The sequence below is a fragment of the Citrobacter sp. KTE151 genome (genome assembly GCF_000398845.1).
In the GTDB taxonomy this organism is placed as follows: Bacteria; Pseudomonadota; Gammaproteobacteria; order Enterobacterales; family Enterobacteriaceae; genus Citrobacter; species Citrobacter braakii.
In genome coordinates this window covers 56,004-78,707 of record NZ_KB976067.1, presented here as the reverse complement: position 1 = coordinate 78,707, position 22,704 = coordinate 56,004, and the positions used below count along the sequence as shown (strand labels likewise).

22 protein-coding genes are annotated in these 22,704 nt (G+C 53.2%); 4 read left to right on the top strand and 18 right to left on the bottom strand.

Features of this window, described 5'->3' with window-relative positions; all coding sequences use genetic code 11:
• Position 1: 1 nt before the first annotated feature.
• The 3 genes from WC7_RS01685 to ubiD all read right to left on the bottom strand — a co-directional run bounded on the left by WC7_RS01685 (position 2) and on the right by ubiD (position 3,385).
• Positions 2 to 916 carry an ROK family protein gene (locus tag WC7_RS01685; RefSeq protein ID WP_016155146.1) on the bottom strand — a complete coding sequence of 305 codons (915 nt, stop codon included), beginning with the start codon at positions 914 to 916 and terminating at the stop codon, positions 2 to 4.
• Positions 917 to 1,149: 233 nt separating this feature from the next.
• Positions 1,150 to 1,851, bottom strand: coding sequence for an NAD(P)H-flavin reductase (gene fre, locus WC7_RS01690; RefSeq protein ID WP_003828903.1), 702 nt, complete (start codon positions 1,849 to 1,851; stop codon positions 1,150 to 1,152).
• Positions 1,852 to 1,891: 40 nt separating this feature from the next.
• The gene (gene ubiD / locus WC7_RS01695; protein ID WP_016155145.1) at positions 1,892 to 3,385 is read right to left on the bottom strand and encodes a 4-hydroxy-3-polyprenylbenzoate decarboxylase; all 1,494 of its coding nucleotides are present in this window, start codon (positions 3,383 to 3,385) and stop codon (positions 1,892 to 1,894) included.
• Positions 3,386 to 3,589: 204 nt separating this feature from the next.
• Here ubiD and rfaH point away from each other — a divergent pair, with 204 nt between their 5' ends.
• On the top strand, positions 3,590 to 4,078 hold the full coding sequence (rfaH, locus tag WC7_RS01700; protein ID WP_016155144.1) for a transcription/translation regulatory transformer protein RfaH: 489 nt from the start codon (positions 3,590 to 3,592) through the stop codon (positions 4,076 to 4,078).
• A gap of 5 nt (positions 4,079 to 4,083) precedes the next feature.
• On the opposite strand, the gene tatD is transcribed toward rfaH, so the two are convergent.
• The 9 genes from tatD to udp form a co-directional block, all read right to left on the bottom strand.
• Entirely contained in the window at positions 4,084 to 4,866 is a 783-nt protein-coding gene (gene tatD / locus WC7_RS01705) for a 3'-5' ssDNA/RNA exonuclease TatD (protein WP_016155143.1), read from the bottom strand.
• Between the two features lie 41 nt (positions 4,867 to 4,907).
• Positions 4,908 to 5,699 carry a Sec-independent protein translocase subunit TatC gene (tatC, locus tag WC7_RS01710; protein WP_016155142.1) on the bottom strand — a complete coding sequence of 264 codons (792 nt, stop codon included), beginning with the start codon at positions 5,697 to 5,699 and terminating at the stop codon, positions 4,908 to 4,910.
• Between the two features lie 2 nt (positions 5,700 to 5,701).
• Positions 5,702 to 6,250 carry a Sec-independent protein translocase protein TatB gene (gene tatB, locus WC7_RS01715; RefSeq protein WP_016155141.1) on the bottom strand — a complete coding sequence of 183 codons (549 nt, stop codon included), beginning with the start codon at positions 6,248 to 6,250 and terminating at the stop codon, positions 5,702 to 5,704.
• Between the two features lie 3 nt (positions 6,251 to 6,253).
• Positions 6,254 to 6,508, bottom strand: coding sequence for a Sec-independent protein translocase subunit TatA (tatA, locus tag WC7_RS01720; protein WP_003017888.1), 255 nt, complete (start codon positions 6,506 to 6,508; stop codon positions 6,254 to 6,256).
• Positions 6,509 to 6,586: 78 nt separating this feature from the next.
• Positions 6,587 to 8,227 (bottom strand): ubiquinone biosynthesis regulatory protein kinase UbiB, encoded by a 1,641-nt coding sequence (ubiB, locus tag WC7_RS01725; protein WP_016155140.1) that lies wholly within the window; start codon positions 8,225 to 8,227, stop codon positions 6,587 to 6,589.
• On the bottom strand, positions 8,224 to 8,829 hold the full coding sequence (gene ubiJ / locus WC7_RS01730) for a ubiquinone biosynthesis protein UbiJ (RefSeq protein WP_016155139.1): 606 nt from the start codon (positions 8,827 to 8,829) through the stop codon (positions 8,224 to 8,226). Before ubiJ ends, ubiB begins: the two co-directional genes overlap by 4 nt.
• 13 nt (positions 8,830 to 8,842) lie before the next feature.
• Positions 8,843 to 9,598, bottom strand: coding sequence for a bifunctional demethylmenaquinone methyltransferase/2-methoxy-6-polyprenyl-1,4-benzoquinol methylase UbiE (gene ubiE, locus WC7_RS01735; protein ID WP_003017897.1), 756 nt, complete (start codon positions 9,596 to 9,598; stop codon positions 8,843 to 8,845).
• A 94-nt stretch (positions 9,599 to 9,692) separates the two neighbouring features.
• Positions 9,693 to 11,123, bottom strand: a complete 1,431-nt coding sequence (gene rmuC, locus WC7_RS01740; RefSeq protein ID WP_019078423.1) for a DNA recombination protein RmuC — start codon at positions 11,121 to 11,123, stop codon at positions 9,693 to 9,695.
• A 140-nt stretch (positions 11,124 to 11,263) separates the two neighbouring features.
• Entirely contained in the window at positions 11,264 to 12,025 is a 762-nt protein-coding gene (udp, locus tag WC7_RS01745) for a uridine phosphorylase (RefSeq protein ID WP_006686084.1), read from the bottom strand.
• Positions 12,026 to 12,290: 265 nt separating this feature from the next.
• Here udp and WC7_RS01750 point away from each other — a divergent pair, with 265 nt between their 5' ends.
• A complete protein-coding gene (locus tag WC7_RS01750) occupies positions 12,291 to 13,097 on the top strand; it encodes a dienelactone hydrolase family protein (protein WP_016155137.1) in 807 nt (268 codons plus the stop codon).
• A gap of 102 nt (positions 13,098 to 13,199) precedes the next feature.
• Here the strand turns inward: WC7_RS01750 and metE are convergent, their stop codons facing one another.
• Entirely contained in the window at positions 13,200 to 15,461 is a 2,262-nt protein-coding gene (gene metE / locus WC7_RS01755) for a 5-methyltetrahydropteroyltriglutamate--homocysteine S-methyltransferase (protein ID WP_016155136.1), read from the bottom strand.
• 234 nt (positions 15,462 to 15,695) lie between these two features.
• On the opposite strand from metE, the gene metR reads away from it, so the two are divergent.
• Positions 15,696 to 16,649 carry an HTH-type transcriptional regulator MetR gene (gene metR, locus WC7_RS01760; protein WP_003017908.1) on the top strand — a complete coding sequence of 318 codons (954 nt, stop codon included), beginning with the start codon at positions 15,696 to 15,698 and terminating at the stop codon, positions 16,647 to 16,649.
• On the opposite strand, the gene WC7_RS01765 is transcribed toward metR, so the two are convergent.
• The 3 genes from WC7_RS01765 to pldB form a co-directional block, all read right to left on the bottom strand.
• Positions 16,537 to 17,436, bottom strand: a complete 900-nt coding sequence (locus WC7_RS01765; RefSeq protein WP_016155135.1) for a carboxylate/amino acid/amine transporter — start codon at positions 17,434 to 17,436, stop codon at positions 16,537 to 16,539. The genes metR and WC7_RS01765 overlap by 113 nt on opposite strands.
• An 80-nt stretch (positions 17,437 to 17,516) precedes the next feature.
• Positions 17,517 to 18,317 (bottom strand): sugar/pyridoxal phosphate phosphatase YigL, encoded by an 801-nt coding sequence (yigL, locus tag WC7_RS01770; protein ID WP_008787091.1) that lies wholly within the window; start codon positions 18,315 to 18,317, stop codon positions 17,517 to 17,519.
• Between the two features lie 15 nt (positions 18,318 to 18,332).
• A complete protein-coding gene (gene pldB, locus WC7_RS01775; RefSeq protein WP_003017911.1) occupies positions 18,333 to 19,349 on the bottom strand; it encodes a lysophospholipase L2 in 1,017 nt (338 codons plus the stop codon).
• Between the two features lie 110 nt (positions 19,350 to 19,459).
• Between pldB and rhtB the strand changes: the two genes are divergently transcribed.
• Complete coding sequence (rhtB, locus tag WC7_RS01780) at positions 19,460 to 20,080, top strand: homoserine/homoserine lactone efflux protein (RefSeq protein ID WP_003828938.1); 621 nt, start codon at positions 19,460 to 19,462, stop codon at positions 20,078 to 20,080.
• Between the two features lie 44 nt (positions 20,081 to 20,124).
• Here rhtB and rhtC read toward each other — a convergent pair whose 3' ends face one another.
• Both rhtC and recQ read right to left on the bottom strand, forming a co-directional pair.
• The gene (gene rhtC, locus WC7_RS01785; RefSeq protein ID WP_016155134.1) at positions 20,125 to 20,745 is read right to left on the bottom strand and encodes a threonine export protein RhtC; all 621 of its coding nucleotides are present in this window, start codon (positions 20,743 to 20,745) and stop codon (positions 20,125 to 20,127) included.
• A gap of 64 nt (positions 20,746 to 20,809) precedes the next feature.
• Positions 20,810 to 22,639: an ATP-dependent DNA helicase RecQ gene (recQ, locus tag WC7_RS01790; RefSeq protein ID WP_019078429.1), complete on the bottom strand. Its 1,830-nt coding sequence runs from the start codon at positions 22,637 to 22,639 to the stop codon at positions 20,810 to 20,812.
• Positions 22,640 to 22,704: the final 65 nt, after the last annotated feature.

Sequence of the window (22,704 nt, the reverse complement as noted above, 5' to 3'; positions counted from 1 at the left end):
CTCATGGATTTACTGTGGCTTGTTGCGCCCCCAGCCAGGCTGCGCCGCGTACGCCGCTGCTGTCGCCGTGGCGGGCCTGAACGATCGGTGTGCGGCACTGTTTACCAAACACGTACTGCGCCACTCGCGCCTGTAAGCCTGAGTACAGTAAATCGATATTGGATACCCCGCCCCCCAGCACGATAACATCGGGATCGAGCATGTTCACCACACTCGCCAGCGCGCGAGCCAGTTGATCGCAATAGCGTTCCCATAACAAACAGGCGTCTGCATCACCCGATGCTACCCGTTGCATAATTTGTGGCACATCCATATGTTGCGCGGTGTGATTCATATACTGGCGTTCCAGGCCACTACCCGAAATAAAGCTCTCAATACAGTTCAACTGTCCGCAATAGCATGTCACTTCAGCCCCGTCCCGAGATCCGTGGTAGCGCGGCAAGGCATTATGCCCCCACTCTCCGGCACAGGCGTTAGGGCCGGAGATCAACCGGTTCTCGATGCACAGACCACCGCCGCATCCGGTGCCGAGGATCACGCCAAATACCACGCTATGCCCACGCCCACTACCGTCCATCGCTTCTGACAGGGTAAAGCAGTTGGCATCATTGGTAACGGGCACTGGCATTCCTAATGCACGCTCGAGATCTTGCGCAAAGGCCTGCTGATTCAGCACCAGAATGTTGGAATTCTTAATCAAACCTTCGCTATCCACCGCACCTGGCACCCCGACGCCAACCGATAAAGGCTGATTAATGGCCTGCATAGCCCTGGCTATCATCTCCGTCACGGCCTGGAAAAAATCACCGTAACGCTGCTTTGGTGTCGCACATCGTTCGCGGTAAACAATTTCACCCGCGTTATCAATCACCACCGCTTCGATTTTAGTCCCGCCGATATCCAGTCCGAGCCTCATGGTTTTTCCTCATTTGCATCTCACAATGTGATGCGGTTTAGCTTGCCTATTTTGTTTACTAAACACATGGAGAGCCGTCACAAAAACTCAATTTATGTTTGAGTGACGGACATATTATGTTTACTAAAAAATAATTATGATGAGAAAGAGAGGCAATGACGCCGGGCCTGCGCCCTGCTAGTTGGAAGACAGATGATTGATGGATGCGCCGGAAGGGCTCCGGCGCACAGCGCTTAAATGAACGCGAAAGCGTCGCCAAACAGACGATCTTCACGCGCACTGCGTTCATTACAGAACAGATCGCGCGCGATTTTGGCCATTTCAAAACGACCGGCAATGTAGATATCGTGCTCAGCCAGGGTACCGTAATCCTGCAATACCGCTGTTAACACGGTTCCCGTACGACCACGCCAGCCGTCTTCTGGCTGTTCCACCACTGGCTCAACGCGCAGATTCGGGTGATTAACAGACAACGCTTCCAGTTCGGAGAGATCGTAGAGATGCTTCTCTTCACGCCCACCCCAGTAAATGGTGATATCGCGGTTTGGATTACGTGCCAGCGCAGTAAGCAGAATGGAACGCACGTAAGAGAACCCTGTACCACCGGCAATCAGGATCAGCGGGCGCTCGTCTTCATCACGCAGCCAGGCTTCGCCATGCGGAATGTCGACCTTGATTTCCCGGTCTTTCAGAATGCGGTCCATCACAGCCATGGCATAAAGATTTAGCTCAGAGGCGCCAACGTGCAGCTCAATGAATCCTTGCTCGTCCGGCGTGGATGCCATGGAGAACGGACGCTTATCCCTTTCGTCCATCACGACCATTAAATACTGGCCAGCACGAAAGGAAAACGCCGCGTCTGGCACTAAACGAACGCGATATACGGTATCAGTGATAGCTTCTACCGAGGTCACTTTACAGCTTAAGGTTGTCATGCGCTCTCTCTGTCGGATCAATAGGCAAAACGATCGCGCCTCAGGCGCTTTTGCCGTCATTAAAGATGGCCAGTTCATCCCAAATTGCGTCAATACGCGCAGTTACTTCAGGATCTTTTTTAATCGGGCGTCCCCATTCGCGTTGGGTTTCGCCCGGCCATTTATTTGTGGCATCCAGCCCCATTTTTGAACCCAGGCCGGAAACCGGCGAGGCAAAGTCCAGGTAATCAATTGGCGTATTCTCTACCAGTACCGTATCCCGAGCCGGGTCCATACGGGTAGTAATTGCCCAAATCACATCATTCCAGTCGCGTGCATTGACATCATCATCGCAGACAATAACAAATTTGGTGTACATAAACTGGCGCAAAAACGACCAAACACCCATCATGACGCGTTTGGCATGACCAGCGTACTGTTTTTTCATCGTCACCACGGCCAGACGATATGAACAGCCTTCCGGAGGCAGGTAAAAATCGACGATTTCCGGGAACTGCTTTTGCAGAATAGGAACGAAAACTTCGTTCAGCGCCACGCCAAGCACCGCGGGCTCATCAGGCGGACGTCCGGTATAAGTAGAGTGATAAATCGCCTCTTCACGCTGGGTAATGTGCGTGACGGTAAAGACCGGAAAGCTATCTACTTCGTTGTAGTAGCCGGTATGATCGCCATACGGTCCTTCCGGGGCCAGCTCACCCGGTTCGATATACCCTTCCAGCACGATTTCAGCACTGGCGGGCACTTCCAGATCGTTGGAAATACATTTGACCACTTCGGTTTTGGTGCCACGTAACAGCCCGGCAAATGCGTACTCGGATAATGTATCAGGGACGGGCGTCACGGCCCCCAGAATGGTCGCAGGATCTGCCCCCAACGCCACCGAAACCGGGAAGCGTTCTCCAGGATGCGCCGCACACCACTCCTGGTAATCGAGCGCGCCGCCGCGGTGGGACAACCAGCGCATAATAAGCTTGTTTTTGCCAATCAGCTGCTGGCGATAAATGCCCAGATTCTGCCGCTCTTTATGCGGACCACGCGTTACGGTTAGCCCCCAGGTAATCAGCGGTGCGGCATCTTCCGGCCAACAGGTCATAATCGGAATACGGTTTAAATCGACGTCATCACCGGAGTAGATTTTTTGCTGACAAGGCGCACCGCGCAACCGCTTAGTCGGCATGTTCAGCACCTGCTTAAACTGCGGCAGCTTATCAAACAGATCGCGGAATCCTTTCGGTGGCTCCGGCTCTTTCAAAAACGCCAACAGTTTACCGACTTCCCGTAGTGCCGAGACATCTTCCTGCCCCATCCCCATCGCAACACGCTTCGGTGTGCCAAACAGGTTACACAGCACCGGCATTGAATAGCCTTTAGGATTCTCAAACAGTAACGCAGGCCCGCCAGCACGCAGAGTGCGATCGGCAATTTCAGTAATTTCCAGGTGGGGATCCACCTCAAGCGAAATGCGTTTGAGCTCGCCCTGCTGTTCAAGCAGCGTCAGGAAGTCGCGTAAATCGTGATATTTCATGGCGTCCATTGTGGCCTCTTCGTAAGCGCTTCATTATACGGCGTTCATCATTGTGATGCTGTATTTTTGTTAAATTAGCGTGAACTCTGGCGATACATATAAGCCCTGGGAGTATATACCCGTTGGGTTTCAGCCTGCTTTGAGGCGGGTATAATTAACTTAACTCATGGCTTTTGCTATGCTAGCGCTCAGAACAAGCGAATAAGAGTTATTATGCAATCCTGGTATTTACTGTACTGCAAACGTGGGCAACTTCAGCGAGCCCAGGAACACCTGGAAAGACAGGCGGTGAACTGCCTGACGCCTATGATCACCCTGGAAAAAATGGTGCGCGGTAAACGTACCACAGTCTGTGAACCACTATTCCCTAATTACATGTTTGTCGAGTTCGACCCGGAAGTGATCCACACCACCACGATCAACGCCACGCGTGGTGTCAGCCATTTCGTTCGTTTTGGAGCGACGCCTGCGACCGTCCCATCCCCCGTAATTCACCAGCTTTCTATCTACAAGCCTGAAGGTATTGTTGACCCGCAAACCCCTCAGCCAGGGGACAGCGTGATTATTACTGAAGGGGCGTTTGAGGGACTGAAAGCGATCTTCACCGAACCGGATGGCGAAGCGCGTTCCATGCTGCTGCTTAACCTCTTGAATAAAGAGATTAAGCAGAGCGTGAAAAATACCGGTTTTCGAAAGATATAAGCCGTTTAGAAGGTCACTTCGAACAGCGTTCTGACGTTGGCATCAATGGTTGCTGACAGCCATTGAGGATCTTCCCCACGCCAGTGAGCAATTCGCTCAAGAATATGCGGCAGGTGCGCCGGTTCATTGCGACGTGACGTCGGTTTAGACGTTAAGTCGCGAGGGAGTAGATAAGGTGCATCGGTTTCTATCAGCAGTCTTTCCACCGGAATAAACGGCAGCAGCTCCCGCAGTTCCATCCCCCGGCGTTCATCACAGACCCACCCGGTGATACCGATATAAAGCCCTCGGTCCACGCAGTCCTGCATCTCCTGGCGCGAACCAGTGAAACAGTGCAGCACCGCGCCTGGGAGGCTGTCCAGCCACGGCTCCAGCAACGTCAGAAAACGCGCATGCGCATCCCGACAATGCATGAAAATCGGCATCTGCAGTTCAGCAGCAATGCGCAGTTGCGCTTCAAAAGCACGTTCCTGCTCCTGCGGCGTGGAGAAATTGCGATTGAAATCCAGGCCGCACTCACCAATAGCGACTACCTTCGACTGGTTTGCCAGCGTGATAATCTCGTCTTCCGTTGAGGATTGCCATTGGCTGCTGTCATGCGGGTGCACGCCAGCCGTGGACCAGCAATGCGGATAATGCTGCGCCAGCTTTAACGCCTGCTGGCTTTCGTGAAGGTTTGTTCCGGTCAGAAGCATACCGTTTACGCCCGCAGCAAAGGCGCGCGCCACGACCTCATCCCGGTCTTTCGCAAATTGTGAACTGGTTAAATTAACGCCAATATCAAACATGCTTCCTCCCATATGACAACCGCCCTGACGGGCGGTTGAATTTATTCTTCAGTTTTCTCGGTGGCTTCGGCTTCTTTTGCTTCTTCAGCCTCGTTGTCCTCATCCCGCGTACGTCGCTTACCGACATAGAAACGAGAGAAGAAAACACCCACCTCGAACAGGCAGTACATCGGTATCGCCAACAACGTTTGCGAGAAGACATCTGGCGGGGTCAGTAGCATCCCAACGACAAAGGCTCCCACCACAACATAAGGACGTTTTTTGCGTAAATCATCTGGCGTCGTAATGCCCATCCAGCATAGCAGCACGATGGCGACAGGCACCTCAAAAGAGACACCGAAAGCCATAAATAGCGCCATTACAAAGCTGAGATAGCTGGCAATGTCCGTTGATACCTGCACGCCTTGCGGAGCCGTGTTGGCCAGAAAACCAAACGCTAACGGGAAGACAACAAAATAGGCGAATGCCATGCCGATGTAGAACAACAACGAACTGGAGACCAGCAGCGGAACAACCAGACGGCGTTCATGTTTATACAACGCTGGCGCAATAAATGCCCACACCTGGTAGAGGATCACTGGCGCTGACAGGATCAGCGATACCATGAAGGTCAACTTGATTGGGGTAAAGAACGGCGAAGCCACATCGGTGGCGATCATCGTTGCACCCTGCGGCATCTGTTTAATCAACGGCGCCGCGACCATATGGTAAATGTCGTTGGCAAAGTAAACCAACGCCAGAAAGATCACGATTACCGCAATGATGCAGTTCAGGAGTCGCTTACGCAGCTCAATAAGATGCGTGATGAGCGGTTGGGTATCTTCTACAGCCATGTTTACGGTTTATCACTCGACGAGGGGGAGGATTCGGCAACAGGTGCGACAGCTTTCTTTTCTGCATCCATTAACGTAGCGGAAGTGTTTTCCGTTGGCTCTGGCGTTTTAGCACCCGTGGATTCCGGTTTTTGCTCCGGCGAACTGGCCTGGTTTTCAGCGGCAGCAGGGGTGACCCCTTCTCGCTGCGCTTCAGCTTCTTTCACCACCGGATTATGAATAGTGTGCGCTTCATCGCTCTCTTTCTCAGGATCGTGCACACTGTAAGAACGCTTCATCGACTCTGCCGCTTCACGCAGCTCATCCATTGAGGCTTTCAACTCCGGGGTCAGATTTGTCAGGCTCGCTTTCTCTACTTTCTTCAGGCTGTCCTGAAACTCCTGAAGCTTAAGCTCCTGGGTCAGTTCATTCTGAACAGTAGTTGCCAGGGAACGCAAAGCACGAACCCAACCAGCAACCGTTTTTACCGCTACAGGTAAACGTTGCGGCCCCAGGACGATGAGGCCGATCACGAACACCAATAACAGTTCGCTAAAACCGATATCAAACACGGATTATACCTGCTCTTTATCTTGGCTTTTGGCGTCTTCTTTTTTCACTTCGCCCTGCTTATCGGTAATGGATTTAGCAGTAAAATCAGCGTCCTGGCTGGTTTTATCTTGCTTTGGCTCATCATCACCCATTGCTTTTTTGAAGCCTTTAATCGACGCGCCAAGATCGGAACCGATGGAGCCGAGTTTCTTGGTGCCAAATAGCAGTACAACGATGACGGCAATGATCAACAACTGCCAAATACTGATACCACCCATACATGTTCCTCTGTCATAGATGATGAATTAATAAGGCCGTAGTATACGTTACACGACCTGCCTAGGGCGATGAAAAATTCAGCGCATTTTGCGCCAGCCGATCAACCAGGCTAAGACGCCGCCGGCCATTAACCAGCCCGGCATAAGCCCCCACTCAGGACGGCTTACCAGCAGGAATGTTCCACTGAGCAACAATGTTGCACCAATGCCCAATAAATAACGGGATTGTCCCTGACGTACATGATTCGCGTGAAGCTCGCGGGCAATCTTATCAACACTGTGCTGTAAATATTTGCCCTGGCGCAAACTGTCATACACCAGTTCAGGTATTTCTGGCATTTTTTCGACCCAGAACGGTGCTTTTTCTTTAAATGCTCTAACAAGCGCCGGAATACCGACCTGATCTTTGATCCAGGATTCGAGGAAAGGCTTGGCCGTTTTCCACAAATCTAACTGCGGGTAGAGCTGACGTCCGACACCTTCAACGTACAGCAGCGTCTTCTGTAGCAATACCAGTTGAGGCTGAACTTCCATATTGAATCGGCGCGCTGTGTTGAACAGATTTAACAGCACATGACCAAAGGAAATCTCTGCCAGCGGTTTTTCGAAAATCGGCTCGCACACGGTACGAATGGCGAATTCAAACTCTTCTACGTTGGTATCCGGCGGAACCCAGCCAGAATCCACATGCAGTTCAGCAACTTTGCGGTAGTCGCGGTTAAAAAACGCGATGAAGTTTTCAGCCAGATAACGCTTATCTTCTTTGTTTAAAGAACCCACAATCCCACAATCAATACCAATGTATTTCGGGTTTTCGGGATGCTCATAACTCACGAAAATGTTCCCAGGGTGCATATCCGCATGGAAAAAGCTGTCGCGGAATACCTGAGTAAAGAAGACCTGAACACCCCGTTCAGCCAGCAGCTTCATATTGGTGCCGTTCTTCTCAAGCGAGGTGACATCTGAAACGGGAATACCGTAGATGCGCTCCATCACCATCATGTTCTGACTGCAATAGTCAGAGTACACTTCCGGGATGTACAGCATTGGGCTGTCTTCAAAATTACGTCGCAGCTGAATCGCGTTCGCCGACTCGCGCAGCAGATTCAGCTCATCAATCAACGTTTTTTCATATTCACGGACCACTTCTGTTGGTCGCAGGCGGCGGCCGTCTGGCATCAGGCGAGGTACCCAGCGAGCAAGGCGGTAGATCAGTTTCAAATCCGCTTTAATTACCGGCAGTATGTCCGGGCGGATAACTTTGATCACCACCTCTTTCCCATTCGATTTCAGTCGCGCGGTGTGAACCTGAGCAATAGACGCGGATGCCAGCGGTGTGATCTCAAAATCATCAAACCATTCCTCGACGGGCAGCCCACCCATCGCCTCTTCGATTTGTTCTTTCGCTCTTTGCCCATCGAATGGGGCTACCCGATCCTGCAATAGCGCTAGCTGATCGGCGATGTGCGGCGGGAAAAGATCACGGCGGGTAGAGAGCATTTGCCCGAACTTAATCCACACCGGGCCGAGCTCCTGTAAAGCCAGTCTCAGCCGTTCTCCCAGCGGTTTGTCTTTATGTCGGTTGGGCATCCAGAACAGCGTGTAACGCCACAACCGGAGCGGCAGCGTGATACGCATTTTGGGGATGAGTTCATCAAGACCGTAGCTTAAAAAAGTGCGAATGATGAAATAAAGGCGCCGTACTTCACCTGGCGTCATTTGGCCTCCAGTTTTTCCAGCCGTTTGGCCAGAGATTCGACCGCACGCTCAACGGCTGCCGTTTCTTCTGCAAACCATGCAACCTCAAGCGGACCTGGAGCCATACGCCACTCTTCGGTGATCGCTTCGGCAACATAGCGCTGCTGGCGTTGAATGTTGTGGCACAGGAACTTCGCTCCACCACGCAAAACTTTGCTGACCCCTTCCGCGACGATATCGCCGGTATAAGGTGCTAACAGTTCTGCGGGATCAAACTCCGCCAGATCGGCCAACGCGACAAAATTCTGTACTACCTGGATATCGCCCTGAACCTCCAGCTCACCACTGCGGATAAGCGTGGTGAGTTGCTGCCGGTCGCGTAATTTCGGTAACACGCTGGCATGTGTGATTACGGTGCAATCGGCTTCGCCTTCCCATGCCCCCAGCACATCGACCTGGCGCTCACTAAAAACCAGCACTAACGGTGTTGAAAATCCTTTGAGCTCAACACGCAGCACTTTGCCCTGTAAACGCGTTCTGGCTGACTTGAGCGCAGGAGAACGATACAGAAAGGTGTTAAGCAAATTTTCAACGCCGGCGGTCACTAAGGGTTTTAAAGGCATCCCCAATCTCCTGTCAGAACTTGTAACCACGATGCAGCGCAACGACACCTGCCGTCAGGTTGTAGTAATCAACGCTTTCGAACCCGGCATCTTGCATCATTGCTTTTAAGGTGTCCTGATCGGGATGCATGCGGATGGACTCCGCCAAATAGCGATAACTGTCTGCATCGCTTGCCACCATAGAACCAATGCGCGGCAAAACGTGGAAAGAGTATGCGTCGTAGGCTTTGCTCAGCGGTTCGATAATCGGCTTGGAGAACTCCAGCACCAGTAGACGTCCGCCCGGCTTCAACACGCGATACATAGATCGTAATGCTTTGTCTTTATCCGTTACGTTGCGCAGACCGAAAGAGATGGTGATGCAGTCAAACGTGTTGTCTGGGAAAGGTAATGCTTCCGCATTCGCCTGAACGTACTCAACGTTACCCACGACGCCGATATTACGCAGCTTTTCGCGACCCATTTTGAGCATTGAGTCGTTGATATCCGCCAGCACAACTTTGCCAGTTTCGCCTACCATGCGAGAGAATTTCGCCGTCAGATCGCCCGTACCGCCCGCTAAATCGAGAACGGTTTGCCCGCGACGCACGCCACTGCAGTCAATGGTGAAGCGCTTCCACAAACGATGAATGCCAAATGACATTAAGTCATTCATAACGTCATATTTAGACGCCACAGAATGAAAAACGTGGGCCACCATGTCAGCTTTCTGCTCTTTAGCGACGGTCTGAAAGCCAAAGTGCGTCGTTTCTTGTGAATTATCCACCATCTCAGTGCCTGCTCATCCAAAAAATGTTCAAGAAGTGTAACAGATTGGGCCAATTTGCCCTACCCTTCTGCCCGGTTCAACTACCCCAAACGGACTAGTTTGATTGCTGGTTTACCGCTTCATCATCAGGGTAAGGTTCATCCTGCTGCGTTTCAGGGACCGAACGCAAGCGGTACTCTTCATCCTGCGTAGTGGCTTGTTCAGCCAGTTCAGGATTAATCTCGCGCTTAATTTCCACGCCTAAACTGCGAAACGCTTCTGCCTGCGACAGGACGTTTCCACGGCCTGAAGAGAGTTTTTTCATCGCCTGTCGGTAGTTATCCTGAGCTTTATCCAGGCTTTGGCCAATTGCCGACATATCATCCACAAACAACCGCATCTTGTCATAAAGTTTGCTGGCCCGATCGGCAATCTGTTGCGCATTACGACTCTGATGCTCGTAGCGCCACAAGTTGGCAATCGTGCGCAATGCCACCAACAACGTGGTAGGGCTAACCAGCATAATGTTATTTTTAAGGGCTTCGGTAATCAGTTCAGGCTGTCTATCGAGCGCCAGTAAAAAAGCAGGCTCAACGGGGATAAACATCAGCACATAGTCAAGTGTGCGCAGCCCAGGAAGCTGCTGATAGTCTTTGCGCCCCAGCAGACGGATATGGTTTCGTACCGAGGCGATGTGCTCCTGCAACGCGCTCTCGCGGGTGTATTCATCTTCAGCATTAAAATAGCGTTCATAGGCGACCAGCGTCATTTTCGCGTCGATCACCACATCTTTGCCCTGCGGTAACCGGACGATAACATCTGGCTGCATCCGCGAACGGGCATCGTTCTCAATGCTGACCTGGGTTTCGTATTCATAGCCTTCGCGCAGACCGGAAGCCTCAAGCACCCGGGTGAGTACGACCTCGCCCCAGTTGCCCTGCGTTTTGTTATCGCCTTTTAATGCCCGCGTCAGGTTTACCGCTTCCTGCGCCATCTGCGCGTTCAGTTGCTGCAGATTACGAATTTCGTGCGCCAGAGTATGGCGTTCTTGCGCCTCTTTACCAAAGCTATCCTGAACCTGGCGTCGAAAACCGTCCAGTTGTTCGCGAAGCGGTGTAAGCAGGCTGTTCAGGCTTTGGCGATTTTGCTCGTCTACACGACGGTTGCTGTGCTCGAAAATACGGTTCGCCAGATTTTCAAACTGTTCGCTCAGACGCTGTTCGCTGTTGATCATCTGGCGGATTTTATCTTCCGCATGCTGCTGCGTCGCTTCCAGTCGGGTAGTGACTTCTCGAAGATCGGCTTCCAGAGAGGTGTTGATGCTGTGCAGACTGCGCAATTCGTTATTGAGTAGTTCGCACTCGTCACGCCAGTGGGCTTCCTGTGAGAGCTGCTGGCGGGCGGCGCTTAGCGCAATATCCAGTTCGCGTCGTTCTTCGATGAGGTCGGCACGGATCCGATCGGCATGCGCTTTTGTTGCCAGCCATCCCACCAGCAGCCCTGCGGCTAACGCCAGCACGGCACTCATCATAATTGAAATATCCACAACGCCCCCTTACAGCAACGACTTACCCGCACAAAATAGAATTGTGCTGTATAAACGTCCAGTTTAAAAGGAATTTCCTGCGAGGCACTACGCAAAATAAAAAGGCCGAACGCGTCGGCCTTTTTGAATAGACGGGAGAATTACAGTAAACGACGCGCAGCTTCCACCACGATTTTCACCGCGTGGCTTTCTGTTTGTTTCATCGTTTCCGCATTAGGGATCTCTTGCTGAGTACGGTTCACGATAACACCCGCGACCATACCGGCACGCAGACCCTGGCTTGCGCACATGGTGAGCAGCGTAGCAGATTCCATTTCGTAGTTCATGACGCCCATAGACTGCCACTCTTCCATTGAGCCTTTGAAACGGCTCACTACGCGACCAGAGAAGGTGTCATAACGCTCCTGGCCCGGATAGAAGGTATCAGAAGACGCGGTAACGCCTACGTGGGTGGTGGCGCCGATAGATTTCGCCGCTTCCACCAGCGCGGTGGTGCACTCGAAGTCCGCGACGGCCGGGAATTCCATTGGCGCGAAGTGCAGACTTGCACCGTCCAGACGGACAGACGCCGTGGTGACCAGTACATCTCCTACGTTGATATGTGGCTGGATGGCGCCAGTCGTACCGATACGCAGGAAGGTACGAATGCCCAGCTGTGCCAGTTCTTCTACGGCAATAGAGGTTGACGGACCGCCGATACCGGTAGAGCACACGATCACGGCTTTACCATCCAGCTCAGCACGCCAGGTAGTGAACTCGCGATGAGATGCCAGCTTAACCGGCTTATCCATCAGCGCGGCGATCTTTTCCACACGCTCCGGGTCGCCAGGGACGATAGCGAGCTGAGCCCCTTGTAAATCGTTCTTAGTGAGGCCGAGATGAAAAACATCAGACTTAGACATAAAAACTCCTCTGTGAATCGGTTTTGTCAGAAGAAGCAAAAACACACTTTACCGAAGGCATGAACATATTTTCGTGACAGCCATCACTATGATGTAAATCAATTGCATTCCATTACCATAAAATAGTGACTTGAATCACATAAATGATGCGATGTAAGGAAGCCCTGCACAAAAGATAGACCGTTTAAGGCAATGTGGTTCGTTGCATGTGTCTATAGTTAACAATGCGCTTTTTGGCTGAATATTTAAGGGTACGGAGAATACCATGACAACACGACAATCTGGCTTTGCACCTGCTGTATCTCCACCGACGTCTACCACGGTTCACACTCCGGATAACGCCATTATCGCCGGTGTAACGTCCATACCTTCACAAGGCGATGATATGCCAGCGTATCACGCACGACCAAAACAGTCCGATGGCCCGCTGCCTGTGGTCATTGTCGTGCAGGAGATTTTTGGCATTCATGAACACATTCGTGACGTTTGCCGCCGTCTGGCTCTGGAAGGGTATCTGGCTATCGCACCAGAGCTCTATTTTCGTGAAGGCGATCCCAATGACTTTGCCGATATCCCTACGTTGCTCAGCAGCCTTGTCGCCAAAGTGCCTGACTCTCAGGTATTGGCCGATCTGGATCACGTCGCCAGTTGGGCTTCTCGTAACGGAGGAGATGCCCACCAGTTGATGATCACCGGATTTTGCTGGGGTGGACGCATCACCTGGCTGTATGCAGCTCATAATCCGCAGTTAAAAGCGGCGGTAGCGTGGTATGGCAAACTGGTGGGCGATAAAACCCTCAACTCACCGAAACATCCTGTTGATATCGCGACCGATCTTAACGCCCCCGTTCTGGGACTTTATGGCGGCCAGGACACCAGTATTCCGCAAGATACCGTTGAAACAATGCGTCAGGCGCTGCGTGCCGCCAATGCAAAAGCGGAAATCGTGGTCTATCCCGATGCCGGACATGCGTTTAACGCCGATTATCGTCCGAGCTATCACGAAGAGTCCGCGAAAGATGGCTGGCTGAGAATGCTGGAGTGGTTCACACAATACGGCGGGAAGAAATAAACGGTAATTGCCCGGCGGCGACTACACCTTACCGGGCCTACAACTCTTGCTATTTCCTGTAAGCCGGGTAAGCGCTTGCGCTTCCCGGCCACCGGCACTGAATTACGCCTGACGCAGGTTCTGCGCGGCTTTGACCATGTTCGCCAGCGCGGCGCGGGTTTCCGGCCAACCGCGCGTTTTCAGGCCGCAGTCCGGGTTCACCCACAGACGCTCGGCCGGAATACGCTGCTCGGCTTTCTTCAGCAGGGCTTCAATCCACTCCACGCTCGGGACGTTCGGCGAGTGAATATCGTATACGCCCGGCCCGATTTCGTTCGGATAGTCGAACTCTTCAAACGACTCCAGCAGCTCCATATCAGAGCGTGAAGTCTCAATGGTGATCACGTCCGCGTCCAGCGCCGCAATGGAGTCCATGATGTCGTTGAACTCGCAGTAACACATGTGGGTGTGGATCTGGGTTTCATCCTTCGCCACCGCCGCGTTGATGCGGAAGACTTCCACGCCCCACTCCAGATACGCCGCCCAGTCGCTGCGGCGCAGTGGCAGACCTTCGCGCAGTGCCGGTTCGTCAATCTGGATGATGCCAATACCCGCCGCTTCCAGATCCGCTACCTCATCACGCAGCGCCAGCGCAATCTGCTTAGCGATGGTTTCACGCGTCACGTCTTCACGCGGGAATGACCAGCAGAGAATGGTCACCGGACCGGTCAACATGCCTTTTACCGGTTTGTCGGTCAGCGACTGGGCATACTTCGCCCACTCCACGGTGATCGCTTCCGGGCGGCTGACATCGCCAATAACCACCGGTGGTTTCACGCAGCGAGAGCCGTAGCTCTGCACCCAACCATTCTGGGTAAAGACGAATCCGTCCAGGTGCTCGCCAAAATATTCCACCATGTCGTTACGTTCGGCTTCACCGTGCACCAGCACGTCGAGCCCCAGACGTTCCTGTTCAACAATCGCCTGTTTGATATGTTCCGCGATACCGGTGCGGTAGTTACTTGCATCCAGGTTGCCCTTTTTGAAGTCCAGACGCAGGCCGCGAATTTCCGTGGTTTGCGGGAATGAACCGATAGTGGTAGTCGGCCATGCCGGCAGATTAAAGCGGGCACGCTGCGCTTCGGCGCGAACCGGGTAAGCGTTGGCACGTTGGCTGTCCTGAGCGGTGATCGCCGCCAGACGTTTTTCCACTGCGGCGTTGTGTACGCGGGTAGAGTGACGACGAGCCTGGATCGGTGCGCTCCACGCCACAATTGCCGCCGTATCACCGCTGTTCAACGCATCACGCAGCAGCGCCAGCTCGCCGCATTTTTGTAGGGCGAAGGCAAACCAGCTCTTCACTTCTGCATCAAGGCGGGTTTCCACGCTGAGATCGATTGGGCTGTGCAGCAAGGAGCAGGAAGAAGCTACCCACAGGTCACGTTTCCCGACGATATCTTTAATTTGCGCGTATTTTTCGCTGAGATCGGCACGCCAGACGTTGCGACCGTTCACCAGCCCCGCTGACAGCAACCAGTCGGCAGGCAGACGCTTGTGCAGCTCGGCCACATCATCTTTACCGTGCACGAAGTCAACGTGCAGCCCCTGCACCGGCAGCGCGGTAATGGTATCCAGGTTTGGCGTTACGCCTTCGAAGTAGGTGGTCAGTAGCAGCTTCACCTGACCCGTCAGCACATCATACGTCGGTTTGAAGGCGTTCAGCCAAACCTGAGGCAGCTCCAGCACCAGAGCCGGTTCATCAATCTGCACCCACTCAATACCGCGTTTCGCCAGCTCAGCCAGCACCTGCTGGTAAACCGGCAGAATATCGTTCAACAGGCTCAGGCGGTCAAACTGTTCGCCCTTCACTTTCCCCAGCCACAGGTAAGTTACCGGTCCCAGCAGCACAGGTTTCACCTTGTGACCGAGCGCCAACGCTTCATCCACTTCATCCAACAGTTGGGTCCAGGTCAGTTTGAACTGCTGACCTTTGGTGAACTCTGGCACCATGTAGTGATAGTTGGTGTTAAACCATTTGGTCATTTCTGCCGCCGCCGCGGGCTCCCCGGTTGGTGCGCGGCCACGGCCAATGCGGAATAAGGTATCGATATCGACCGAGCCGTCTTTATTTTGATGACGAGCCGGAACGTTGCCGAGCAGCAGGCTGGTGGTCAGCACGTGATCGTACCAGGCAAAATCGCCCACCGGCAGCAGGTCAACGCCCGCCTGCTTCTGCTGATCCCAGTGACGGGCACGCAGCTCGCGGCCAACGGTTAGCAAATCTTCACGGGAAGAATTTCCCGCCCAGTAGCTTTCTTGCGCTTTTTTCAGCTCGCGACGCAGGCCAACGCGAGGGAAACCGAGGGTGTGATTAAGTATTGTCATTTTTCTTCCTCTAATTATATGTAAATCCTATTGATTTTTAATTTAGGGAAGGTGGCAACTTTATTCATCCCAGGAGCTTACTGAAGTAAGTGACCGGGGTGGAAAAACACAGCCAACGCACCATAAATTTAAAAGACGAAGGATTTTAGCCATCCAGATGTTTACACATCCATAATTGACAGTTACTGTATATTCCTCAAGCGCAATTTGTTCATGCCGAAGTGAAGGACTTTCATGATCGAGATTAAACACCTGAAAACGCTCCAGGCGTTGCGGAATAGTGGTTCGCTGGCGGCCGCAGCGGCGACGTTGCATCAGACCCAATCCGCCCTCTCTCACCAGTTCAGCGATCTGGAACAGCGCCTTGGCTTTCGACTTTTTATCCGTAAAAGCCAGCCTCTGCGCTTTACGCCGCAAGGCGAAATTTTGCTGCAGTTAGCAAATCAGGTGTTGCCGCAAATTGGTCGTGCGCTGCAGGCCTGCAACGAACCGCAGCAAACCCGGCTGCGGATCGCTATTGAATGCCATAGCTGTATTCAATGGCTGACGCCCGCGCTGGAGAATTTTCGTGCCAACTGGCCGCAGGTGGAGATGGACTTTAAATCCGGCGTGACGTTCGATCCGCAACCAGCGCTACAACAGGATGAGCTGGATCTGGTGCTAACATCCGACATTCTGCCGCGTAGCGGACTGCACTACTCGCCGATGTTTGATTTTGAAGTCCGCCTGGTACTGGCGCCGGACCATCCGCTGGCCAGCAAGACGCAGATCACGCCGGAGGATTTAGCCAGTGAGACGCTGCTTATTTACCCGGTGCAACGGAGTCGACTGGATGTCTGGCGGCATTTCTTGCAGCCTGCGGGCGTTAGTCCGTCGCTGAAGAGCGTGGATAACACCCTGCTGCTGATTCAGATGGTTGCAGCCAGAATGGGTATTGCAGCTTTACCGCACTGGGTGGTGGAGAGTTTTGAACGCCAGGGCCTGGTGGTGACCAAAACCCTGGGTGATGGATTGTGGAGCCGGCTGTACGCCGCCGTGCGCGATGGCGAGCAGCGACAGCCGGTCACGGAAGCGTTTATTCGCTCAGCGCGGAATCACGCCTGCGATCACCTGCCGTTTGTACGGAGTGCGGAACGACCCACTTTCGATGTACCCACAGTGAAGCCACTATCACAGCCGCACCAATAATGAAGCTTGGCCAGTGAGGCTGTTGATGCCAGATAGCCAGGTTAACCAGCAGCCCGGCCGGCACATGCATATTGTTCATGATGCCCAGCGTCCCCGCATCCACCTGGGTCGCGCCGTAGTTCCACATAAAGTAACCAATGCCGGACGCTGCCACGCCAAGAAAGACCAGAATTCCCCACTGTAGCGTGGTTGCAGGCATTTTCTGCGCATTCCCCAGCATGAACCAGGCAACGACCGCCACCATAAAGGCCCCCATGTAAAACCAGGCAAAGGCGTTGTGCTGCGGCATTGGCCGCGTTTCCATCAGACGCTTGTAGCCCACCATGCCAATAGCAAAGCTGATATTGGACAACTGCACCAGCAGCAGGCCGGTCCAGAAGTGGCTGGTCACCTGATCGTAACGAATGATCCCCGCACCAATCACCGCCAGCAACACACTGAAGGCGTAGCTCCAGCGCAGACGACGTCCGCTCATCAGGTCATAAATCAGCGTAATGTAGAGCGGCGTCAGCACGGTAAAGAGCAGCAGTTCTGAAACCGTCAGGTACAGATAGGCGTGAAAACTCAGCATATACATAATGCCAAGCTGCATGGCGCCCACCAGCATATACAGCGCGATGGTTTTTACGCTATGCCCACGGGTACGTAAAAATGGCAGGAACACCAGCGCCGCCAGCCCAACGCGCACCAGCACCGCAAAATAGCTATCGACATGACCGGCAAGGTACTCGCCAAACAGGCTAAAGGAAAAGGCCCACAGAATTGTGGTAATGATGAGTAACGCCACAATGGATGTCTCTTAACAAAAGGTACGCCCATTGTAGCGAAGTTTTAAGTTGACATCTGGTCAACTAACAAACAAAAACATTACTGCAAAAACAGCTCACGCAGATAATGCGGCACGGCATCGTCGGCATTAAGACCAATGACTTCCAGTTCCGGATGCAGATCCTTCAGGCGCTGGTGAGCATTGCCCATAATGCAGCCTTTACCTGCCATGGAGAGCATTTCCGCATCGTTCATTCCGTCGCCAAAAGCGATGCAATCTTTCAGGCTGTAGCCCATCGCTTTCGCCACCGCTTCCAGCGCATGACCTTTCGATACGCCGCCAGCCATGACTTCCAGGCAGGTAAGCGTAGAGAAACTGACGTTCACGCGGTCGCCCCAGCGGGCGTTAATCGCCTGCTCCAGCGGCAGCAGCCTTTCGTGAGAATCGGTGGTGAAAAACACTTTACTCACGCCTTCCGGCTCCAGTAGCGCAGGTTCAAACAGTGAATAGTTAAACACTGCTTCTTTGAAGAAGCGCATTTCGTCCGGGCGATGGCGGTTCATAAACCACTCATCATCACGATAAACGTTGGTAACGATGTCCGGGTTTGCATTCACTACGCCAAACAGGTCGCTGGCAATGTCGCGATCCAGGTTATGCGAAAACACCAGATTTCCGTCAGAATCATGCACACGCGCGCCGTTGGACGTGATCATGTAGGTTTTAATGCCGAGGTTATCGCGAATTTGCCCCACATCAACATGATGACGGCCAGTCGCAAACACAAAGTTAACGCCACGAGCGGTCAATAACTTCAGCGTCTCTTTGGCATAAGGGGACAGAGTATGGTCGGGAGAAAGCAGCGTACCGTCTAAATCAGACGCAACAACCTGATACATAAGAAAATTCAACCTCTAGGCAAAGCGGGTTCCGCTGGATGAGTTATGCTTGTCGAAAAATTCGACAATAGCGTTAAGCGCGACTGAGCGCATTGCGTCCTTTTCAAAAAGGATCTCATGGTACGCGCCTTTGATGACCAGCGGCTGCCCCCCTTCTACGGGATGGCCCGCTGCGGCGCGGAGTTCACAAAAACGATCGTGCATGCGGTTATCTACCACACGCTCTTCTTCGGCCTGAATCAGCAGCGTCGGCGTCGCGTCGTCTCCTGCTCCAGCCAGAACCTGTTCGCCTGCCAGAATACCTTCACGTACCCAGTGGTAGGTGGGGCCGCCAACGCGCAGCCGCGGCTCATCCGCATAGAAGCGTAGATTGCGCCGATAGCGCTGTCGACTATGGGTTAACGCATTCATACCGAATGGCAGCGCCCGCCAGCGCCCGGTACCCATCGCATAACCTTCGCGGATCCGCGGATGCCCTTCAGCCCAGTCCAGAATGTGGCGTACCATCCAGTCGGGAAAGCGCATCACAATACCAAACATCGGCGCGCAAAGCGCGATGGCATCACACTGATTCGGGTGGCGCTGCAAGAATAACGTGGCAATCGCACCGCCCATTGAATGCGCCAGTATATAGCGCTTTCTCCACGGACCGGGTAGCACTTCCTGCTGCCAGAAGGCGGTTAAATCGTCGACATAGTCATTAAAGTTATCGACATGACCGCGATGCGGGTCCGAAAGCATACGCCCGGAACGCCCCTGGCCACGGTGATCGATAATGAGGACGTCAAAACCAGAATGAAACAGGTCATACGCCAGTTCAGCGTATTTCACGTAGCTTTCAATGCGTCCAGGACAGACGACGATGACGCGATCGTTTTTTTCTGCGTGAAAACGCACAAAATGGACGGGGATATCATCCACGCCCGTAAATTCCGCTTCTTCCCGCTGACGCCAGAAATCTGTCAGTGGCCCCATGGAAAAAGCAGCAAACGCGTTTTCTCTTGTTTCCCAGTCTTTTTGCTGCTGAAACATCGGGTATCCAGCCTCGCTGACCAAGTAAAATCGTTTTTTTCGCCGTCGCTGACACAACCTAACGGCAGTAGCGTATTGTGGCATAAAAATAGACAATCCGGGAGTTTCTCATGACCTTTGAATGGTGGTTCGCCTACCTGTTGACCTCTATTATTTTGAGCTTGTCTCCAGGCTCTGGCGCAATCAACACCATGACCACCGCCATCAGTCACGGTTATCGCGGCGCCAGCGCGTCGATTGCTGGTTTACAGACCGGACTTGGCATTCATATCGTTCTGGTTGGCGTAGGACTGGGAACGCTATTTTCACGTTCGGTGATCGCATTTGAGGTACTGAAGTGGGCAGGGGCGGCCTATCTGATTTGGCTGGGTATTCAGCAATGGCGGGCGGCGGGTGCTATCGATCTGAACACCATGGCGAATACGCAATCGCGCAGCCGCCTGTTCAAACGCGCAGTCTTTGTTAATCTGACCAATCCCAAGAGTATCGTTTTCCTTGCAGCCCTGTTCCCGCAGTTTATCCTGCCGCAGGAACCGCAGTTAATGCAGTACGTGGTGCTTGGCGTCACGACCATCGTGGTCGATATCATTGTGATGATCGGTTACGCGACGCTGGCCACGCGCATTGCTGGCTGGATTAAAGGGCCAAAGCAAATGAAAGCGTTAAACAAAGTGTTTGGCTCGCTGTTTATGCTGATAGGCGCCTTGTTAGCCTCGGCACGGCATGCCTGATGAAGGCGCCGGAGGCGCTTGCGCTTATCCGGCCCGGAAGGAACTTAACGCGAAATAATCAGGTGGATACCGAAGCCCGCAAACAGCGCACCGGCAAAACCATCAATCCACTTCGCCAGACGCTGATAGCCACGACGCATTTTCGGCAGTGCAAACAGGCTGGCGACTACGGTAAACCACGCCAACGTTTCCACGATGATCAGGGCAAAGATCCCCCAGCGTGCGCCCGTTCCCACGTTATCGCCAACGAACAATGAGAACACGGAGCCAAAATAGATAATGGCTTTAGGGTTCGCCAGGTTGGTCAGCAGCCCCTTCAAAAAGCTGCGTCCGCTCTGCGCCAGCTCAACTTGCGGAGTGGGAGTCGCAACATCCTGTTTTTTAAACGCGCCGCGTAGCATCTGATATCCCATCCAGCACAGATACAGCCCCCCGCCCACCATAATAATGGTGTGCAGCCAGGCCATTTTTTCGATAATCAGATGTAGGCCGAGCAGCGCTACGCCAGCCCAGACCATGACGCCACAGGTAATACCCAGCACGCCCATCATAGCTTCTTTGCGCGAACGGCTAACCGCTGTTTGAGAAACAAAGAAAAAGTCGGGACCAGGGCTCATCAGCGCAACGATATGCACCAACGCAACGGTGAAAAATAGCGTTAACATAAAAATGACTCGCGGGGGAAATAGTTCAGTGAGTCACCATCCTGGCACTTTTTTGCCTGGCTGACTACTCTTCGTCGTCACCATCAACGTGCGCGCGAATAAGCGCCATAAACTCTTTGCCAAAACGCTCAAGTTTACGCATCCCCACGCCATTAACGCTCAGCATTTCGCTCGGTGAAACCGGCATCTGCTCAGCCATTTCAATCAGCGTGGCGTCGTTGAACACCACATACGGCGGGATATTCTCTTCATCAGCAATGGCTTTACGCAGCTTCCGCAATTTGGCGAACAGTTTGCGATCGTAATTGCCACCGAAGGATTTCTGCATCGCTCGCGGTTTCAGCGCCACAATTCGCGGTACCGCAAGCTGTAGCGCAACATCACCACGCAGTACCGGACGCGCGGCTTCGGTTAGCTGTAACGCGGAGTGATGAGCAATATTCTGCGTCACCAGCCCAAGATGAATAAGCTGGCGGATAACGCTTACCCAATGTTCATGGCTTTGCTCACGACCAATGCCATAGACAGGCAGCTTGTCATGGGCCAGCTCGCGAATTCGCTGGTTATTCGCTCCGCGCAGAACCTCCACGACATAACCCATACCAAAGCGTTGATTAACACGGTAGATAGTCGACAGCGCTTTGCGCGCATCCATGAGTCCGTCGTACTGTTTTGGCGGGTCGAGACAGATGTCGCAGTTACCACACGGCTCCTGACGCCCCTCGCCAAAATAGTTCAACAGCACCAGACGACGACAGGTTTGCGCCTCGGCAAACGCCCCCATCGCATTGAGCTTATGCCGTTCGATATCCAGCAGTTGCCCGGCGGGTTTCTCTTCGAGGCAACGGCGCAGCCATGCCATATCAGCCGGATCGTAAAACAGCATTGCTTCCGCAGGCAGGCCGTCACGCCCGGCGCGGCCGGTTTCCTGGTAATAGGACTCAATGTTGCGCGGAATATCGAAATGCACCACGAAGCGTACGTTGGGTTTGTTGATTCCCATGCCAAACGCCACGGTCGCTACGACGATTTGCAGGTCATCACGCTGGAATTTCTCCTGCACTTCTGCACGTACAGCGTTTTCCAGCCCGGCATGATAAGCCCCGGCGCTAATGCCTCGGCTTTGCAGACGCGCGGCGGTGTCTTCTACTTTAGCGCGACTGTTACAGTAGATAATACCGGACTTACCGCGCTGCTCTTGCACGTAGCGCATCAGTTGATCGAGCGGCTTAAACTTCTCCATCAACATGTAGCGAATATTCGGGCGATCAAAGCTGCTGATCTGAATTAACGGGTCGTTGAGCCCCAGCAGACGCACAATATCCAGCCGGGTTGTCTCGTCCGCGGTCGCGGTCAGCGCGACAAACGGCAGAGTTGGGAAACGCTGACGCAACTGCCCCAGCGCGGCGTATTCCGGGCGGAAATCATGCCCCCACTGCGAAATACAGTGCGCTTCATCAACCGCCAGCAGCACCGGGTTCCAGTGCGCCAGATTTTCAAGGAAGTTATCCAGCATCAGGCGTTCGGGCGCAATGTACAGTAAGCGAATCTGCCCGCTACGACAGCCTGCCATCACCTCAAGCTGCTGCTCACGACTTTGGGTGGAGTTCAGACACGCGGCCGCCACGCCGTTGGCAAGCAGTTGATCGACCTGATCTTTCATCAGAGAAATCAGCGGAGAAACAACAACGGTGAGGCCGTTAAGCAATAATGCGGGAATTTGATAGCACAGGGATTTTCCGCCACCGGTCGGCATAACGACCAGGCAGTCGCGACCAGCGATCACGGTATCAATGATTTCTTCCTGACCAGGGCGAAACTGTTGGTAGCCAAAGGTTTCCTGCAAAACCTGTTTAGCGCCCATTTCCAGATTCAACACTTCCGCCTGCGCCACATTAACCCCATTAGCCTGAAATAAAAACAGGCGCTATTTTCAGCGCCTGAGAGAGAAACTGCAAT

Excerpts from the sequence above, each read along its gene's own strand:
- udp (WP_006686084.1), bottom strand. The coding sequence starts at position 12,025 with ATGTCTAAGTCTGATGTTTTTCATCTCGGCCTCACTAAGAACGATTTA.
- rhtB (WP_003828938.1), top strand. The coding sequence starts at position 19,460 with ATGACCTTTGAATGGTGGTTCGCCTACCTGTTGACCTCTATTATTTTG.
- WC7_RS01685 (WP_016155146.1), bottom strand. The coding sequence starts at position 916 with ATGAGGCTCGGACTGGATATCGGCGGGACTAAAATCGAAGCGGTGGTG.
- ubiD (WP_016155145.1), bottom strand. The coding sequence starts at position 3,385 with ATGGACGCCATGAAATATCACGATTTACGCGACTTCCTGACGCTGCTT.
- metE (WP_016155136.1), bottom strand. The coding sequence starts at position 15,461 with ATGACAATACTTAATCACACCCTCGGTTTCCCTCGCGTTGGCCTGCGT.
- ubiJ (WP_016155139.1), bottom strand. The coding sequence starts at position 8,829 with ATGCCTTTAAAACCCTTAGTGACCGCCGGCGTTGAAAATTTGCTTAAC.
- tatD (WP_016155143.1), bottom strand. The coding sequence starts at position 4,866 with ATGTTTGATATTGGCGTTAATTTAACCAGTTCACAATTTGCGAAAGAC.
- fre (WP_003828903.1), bottom strand. The coding sequence starts at position 1,851 with ATGACAACCTTAAGCTGTAAAGTGACCTCGGTAGAAGCTATCACTGAT.
- rfaH (WP_016155144.1), top strand. The coding sequence starts at position 3,590 with ATGCAATCCTGGTATTTACTGTACTGCAAACGTGGGCAACTTCAGCGA.
- pldB (WP_003017911.1), bottom strand. The coding sequence starts at position 19,349 with ATGTTTCAGCAGCAAAAAGACTGGGAAACAAGAGAAAACGCGTTTGCT.
- rhtC (WP_016155134.1), bottom strand. The coding sequence starts at position 20,745 with ATGTTAACGCTATTTTTCACCGTTGCGTTGGTGCATATCGTTGCGCTG.
- yigL (WP_008787091.1), bottom strand. The coding sequence starts at position 18,317 with ATGTATCAGGTTGTTGCGTCTGATTTAGACGGTACGCTGCTTTCTCCC.
- tatA (WP_003017888.1), bottom strand. The coding sequence starts at position 6,508 with ATGGGTGGTATCAGTATTTGGCAGTTGTTGATCATTGCCGTCATCGTT.
- metR (WP_003017908.1), top strand. The coding sequence starts at position 15,696 with ATGATCGAGATTAAACACCTGAAAACGCTCCAGGCGTTGCGGAATAGT.
- tatC (WP_016155142.1), bottom strand. The coding sequence starts at position 5,699 with ATGGCTGTAGAAGATACCCAACCGCTCATCACGCATCTTATTGAGCTG.
- ubiE (WP_003017897.1), bottom strand. The coding sequence starts at position 9,598 with ATGGTGGATAATTCACAAGAAACGACGCACTTTGGCTTTCAGACCGTC.
- WC7_RS01750 (WP_016155137.1), top strand. The coding sequence starts at position 12,291 with ATGACAACACGACAATCTGGCTTTGCACCTGCTGTATCTCCACCGACG.
- ubiB (WP_016155140.1), bottom strand. The coding sequence starts at position 8,227 with ATGACGCCAGGTGAAGTACGGCGCCTTTATTTCATCATTCGCACTTTT.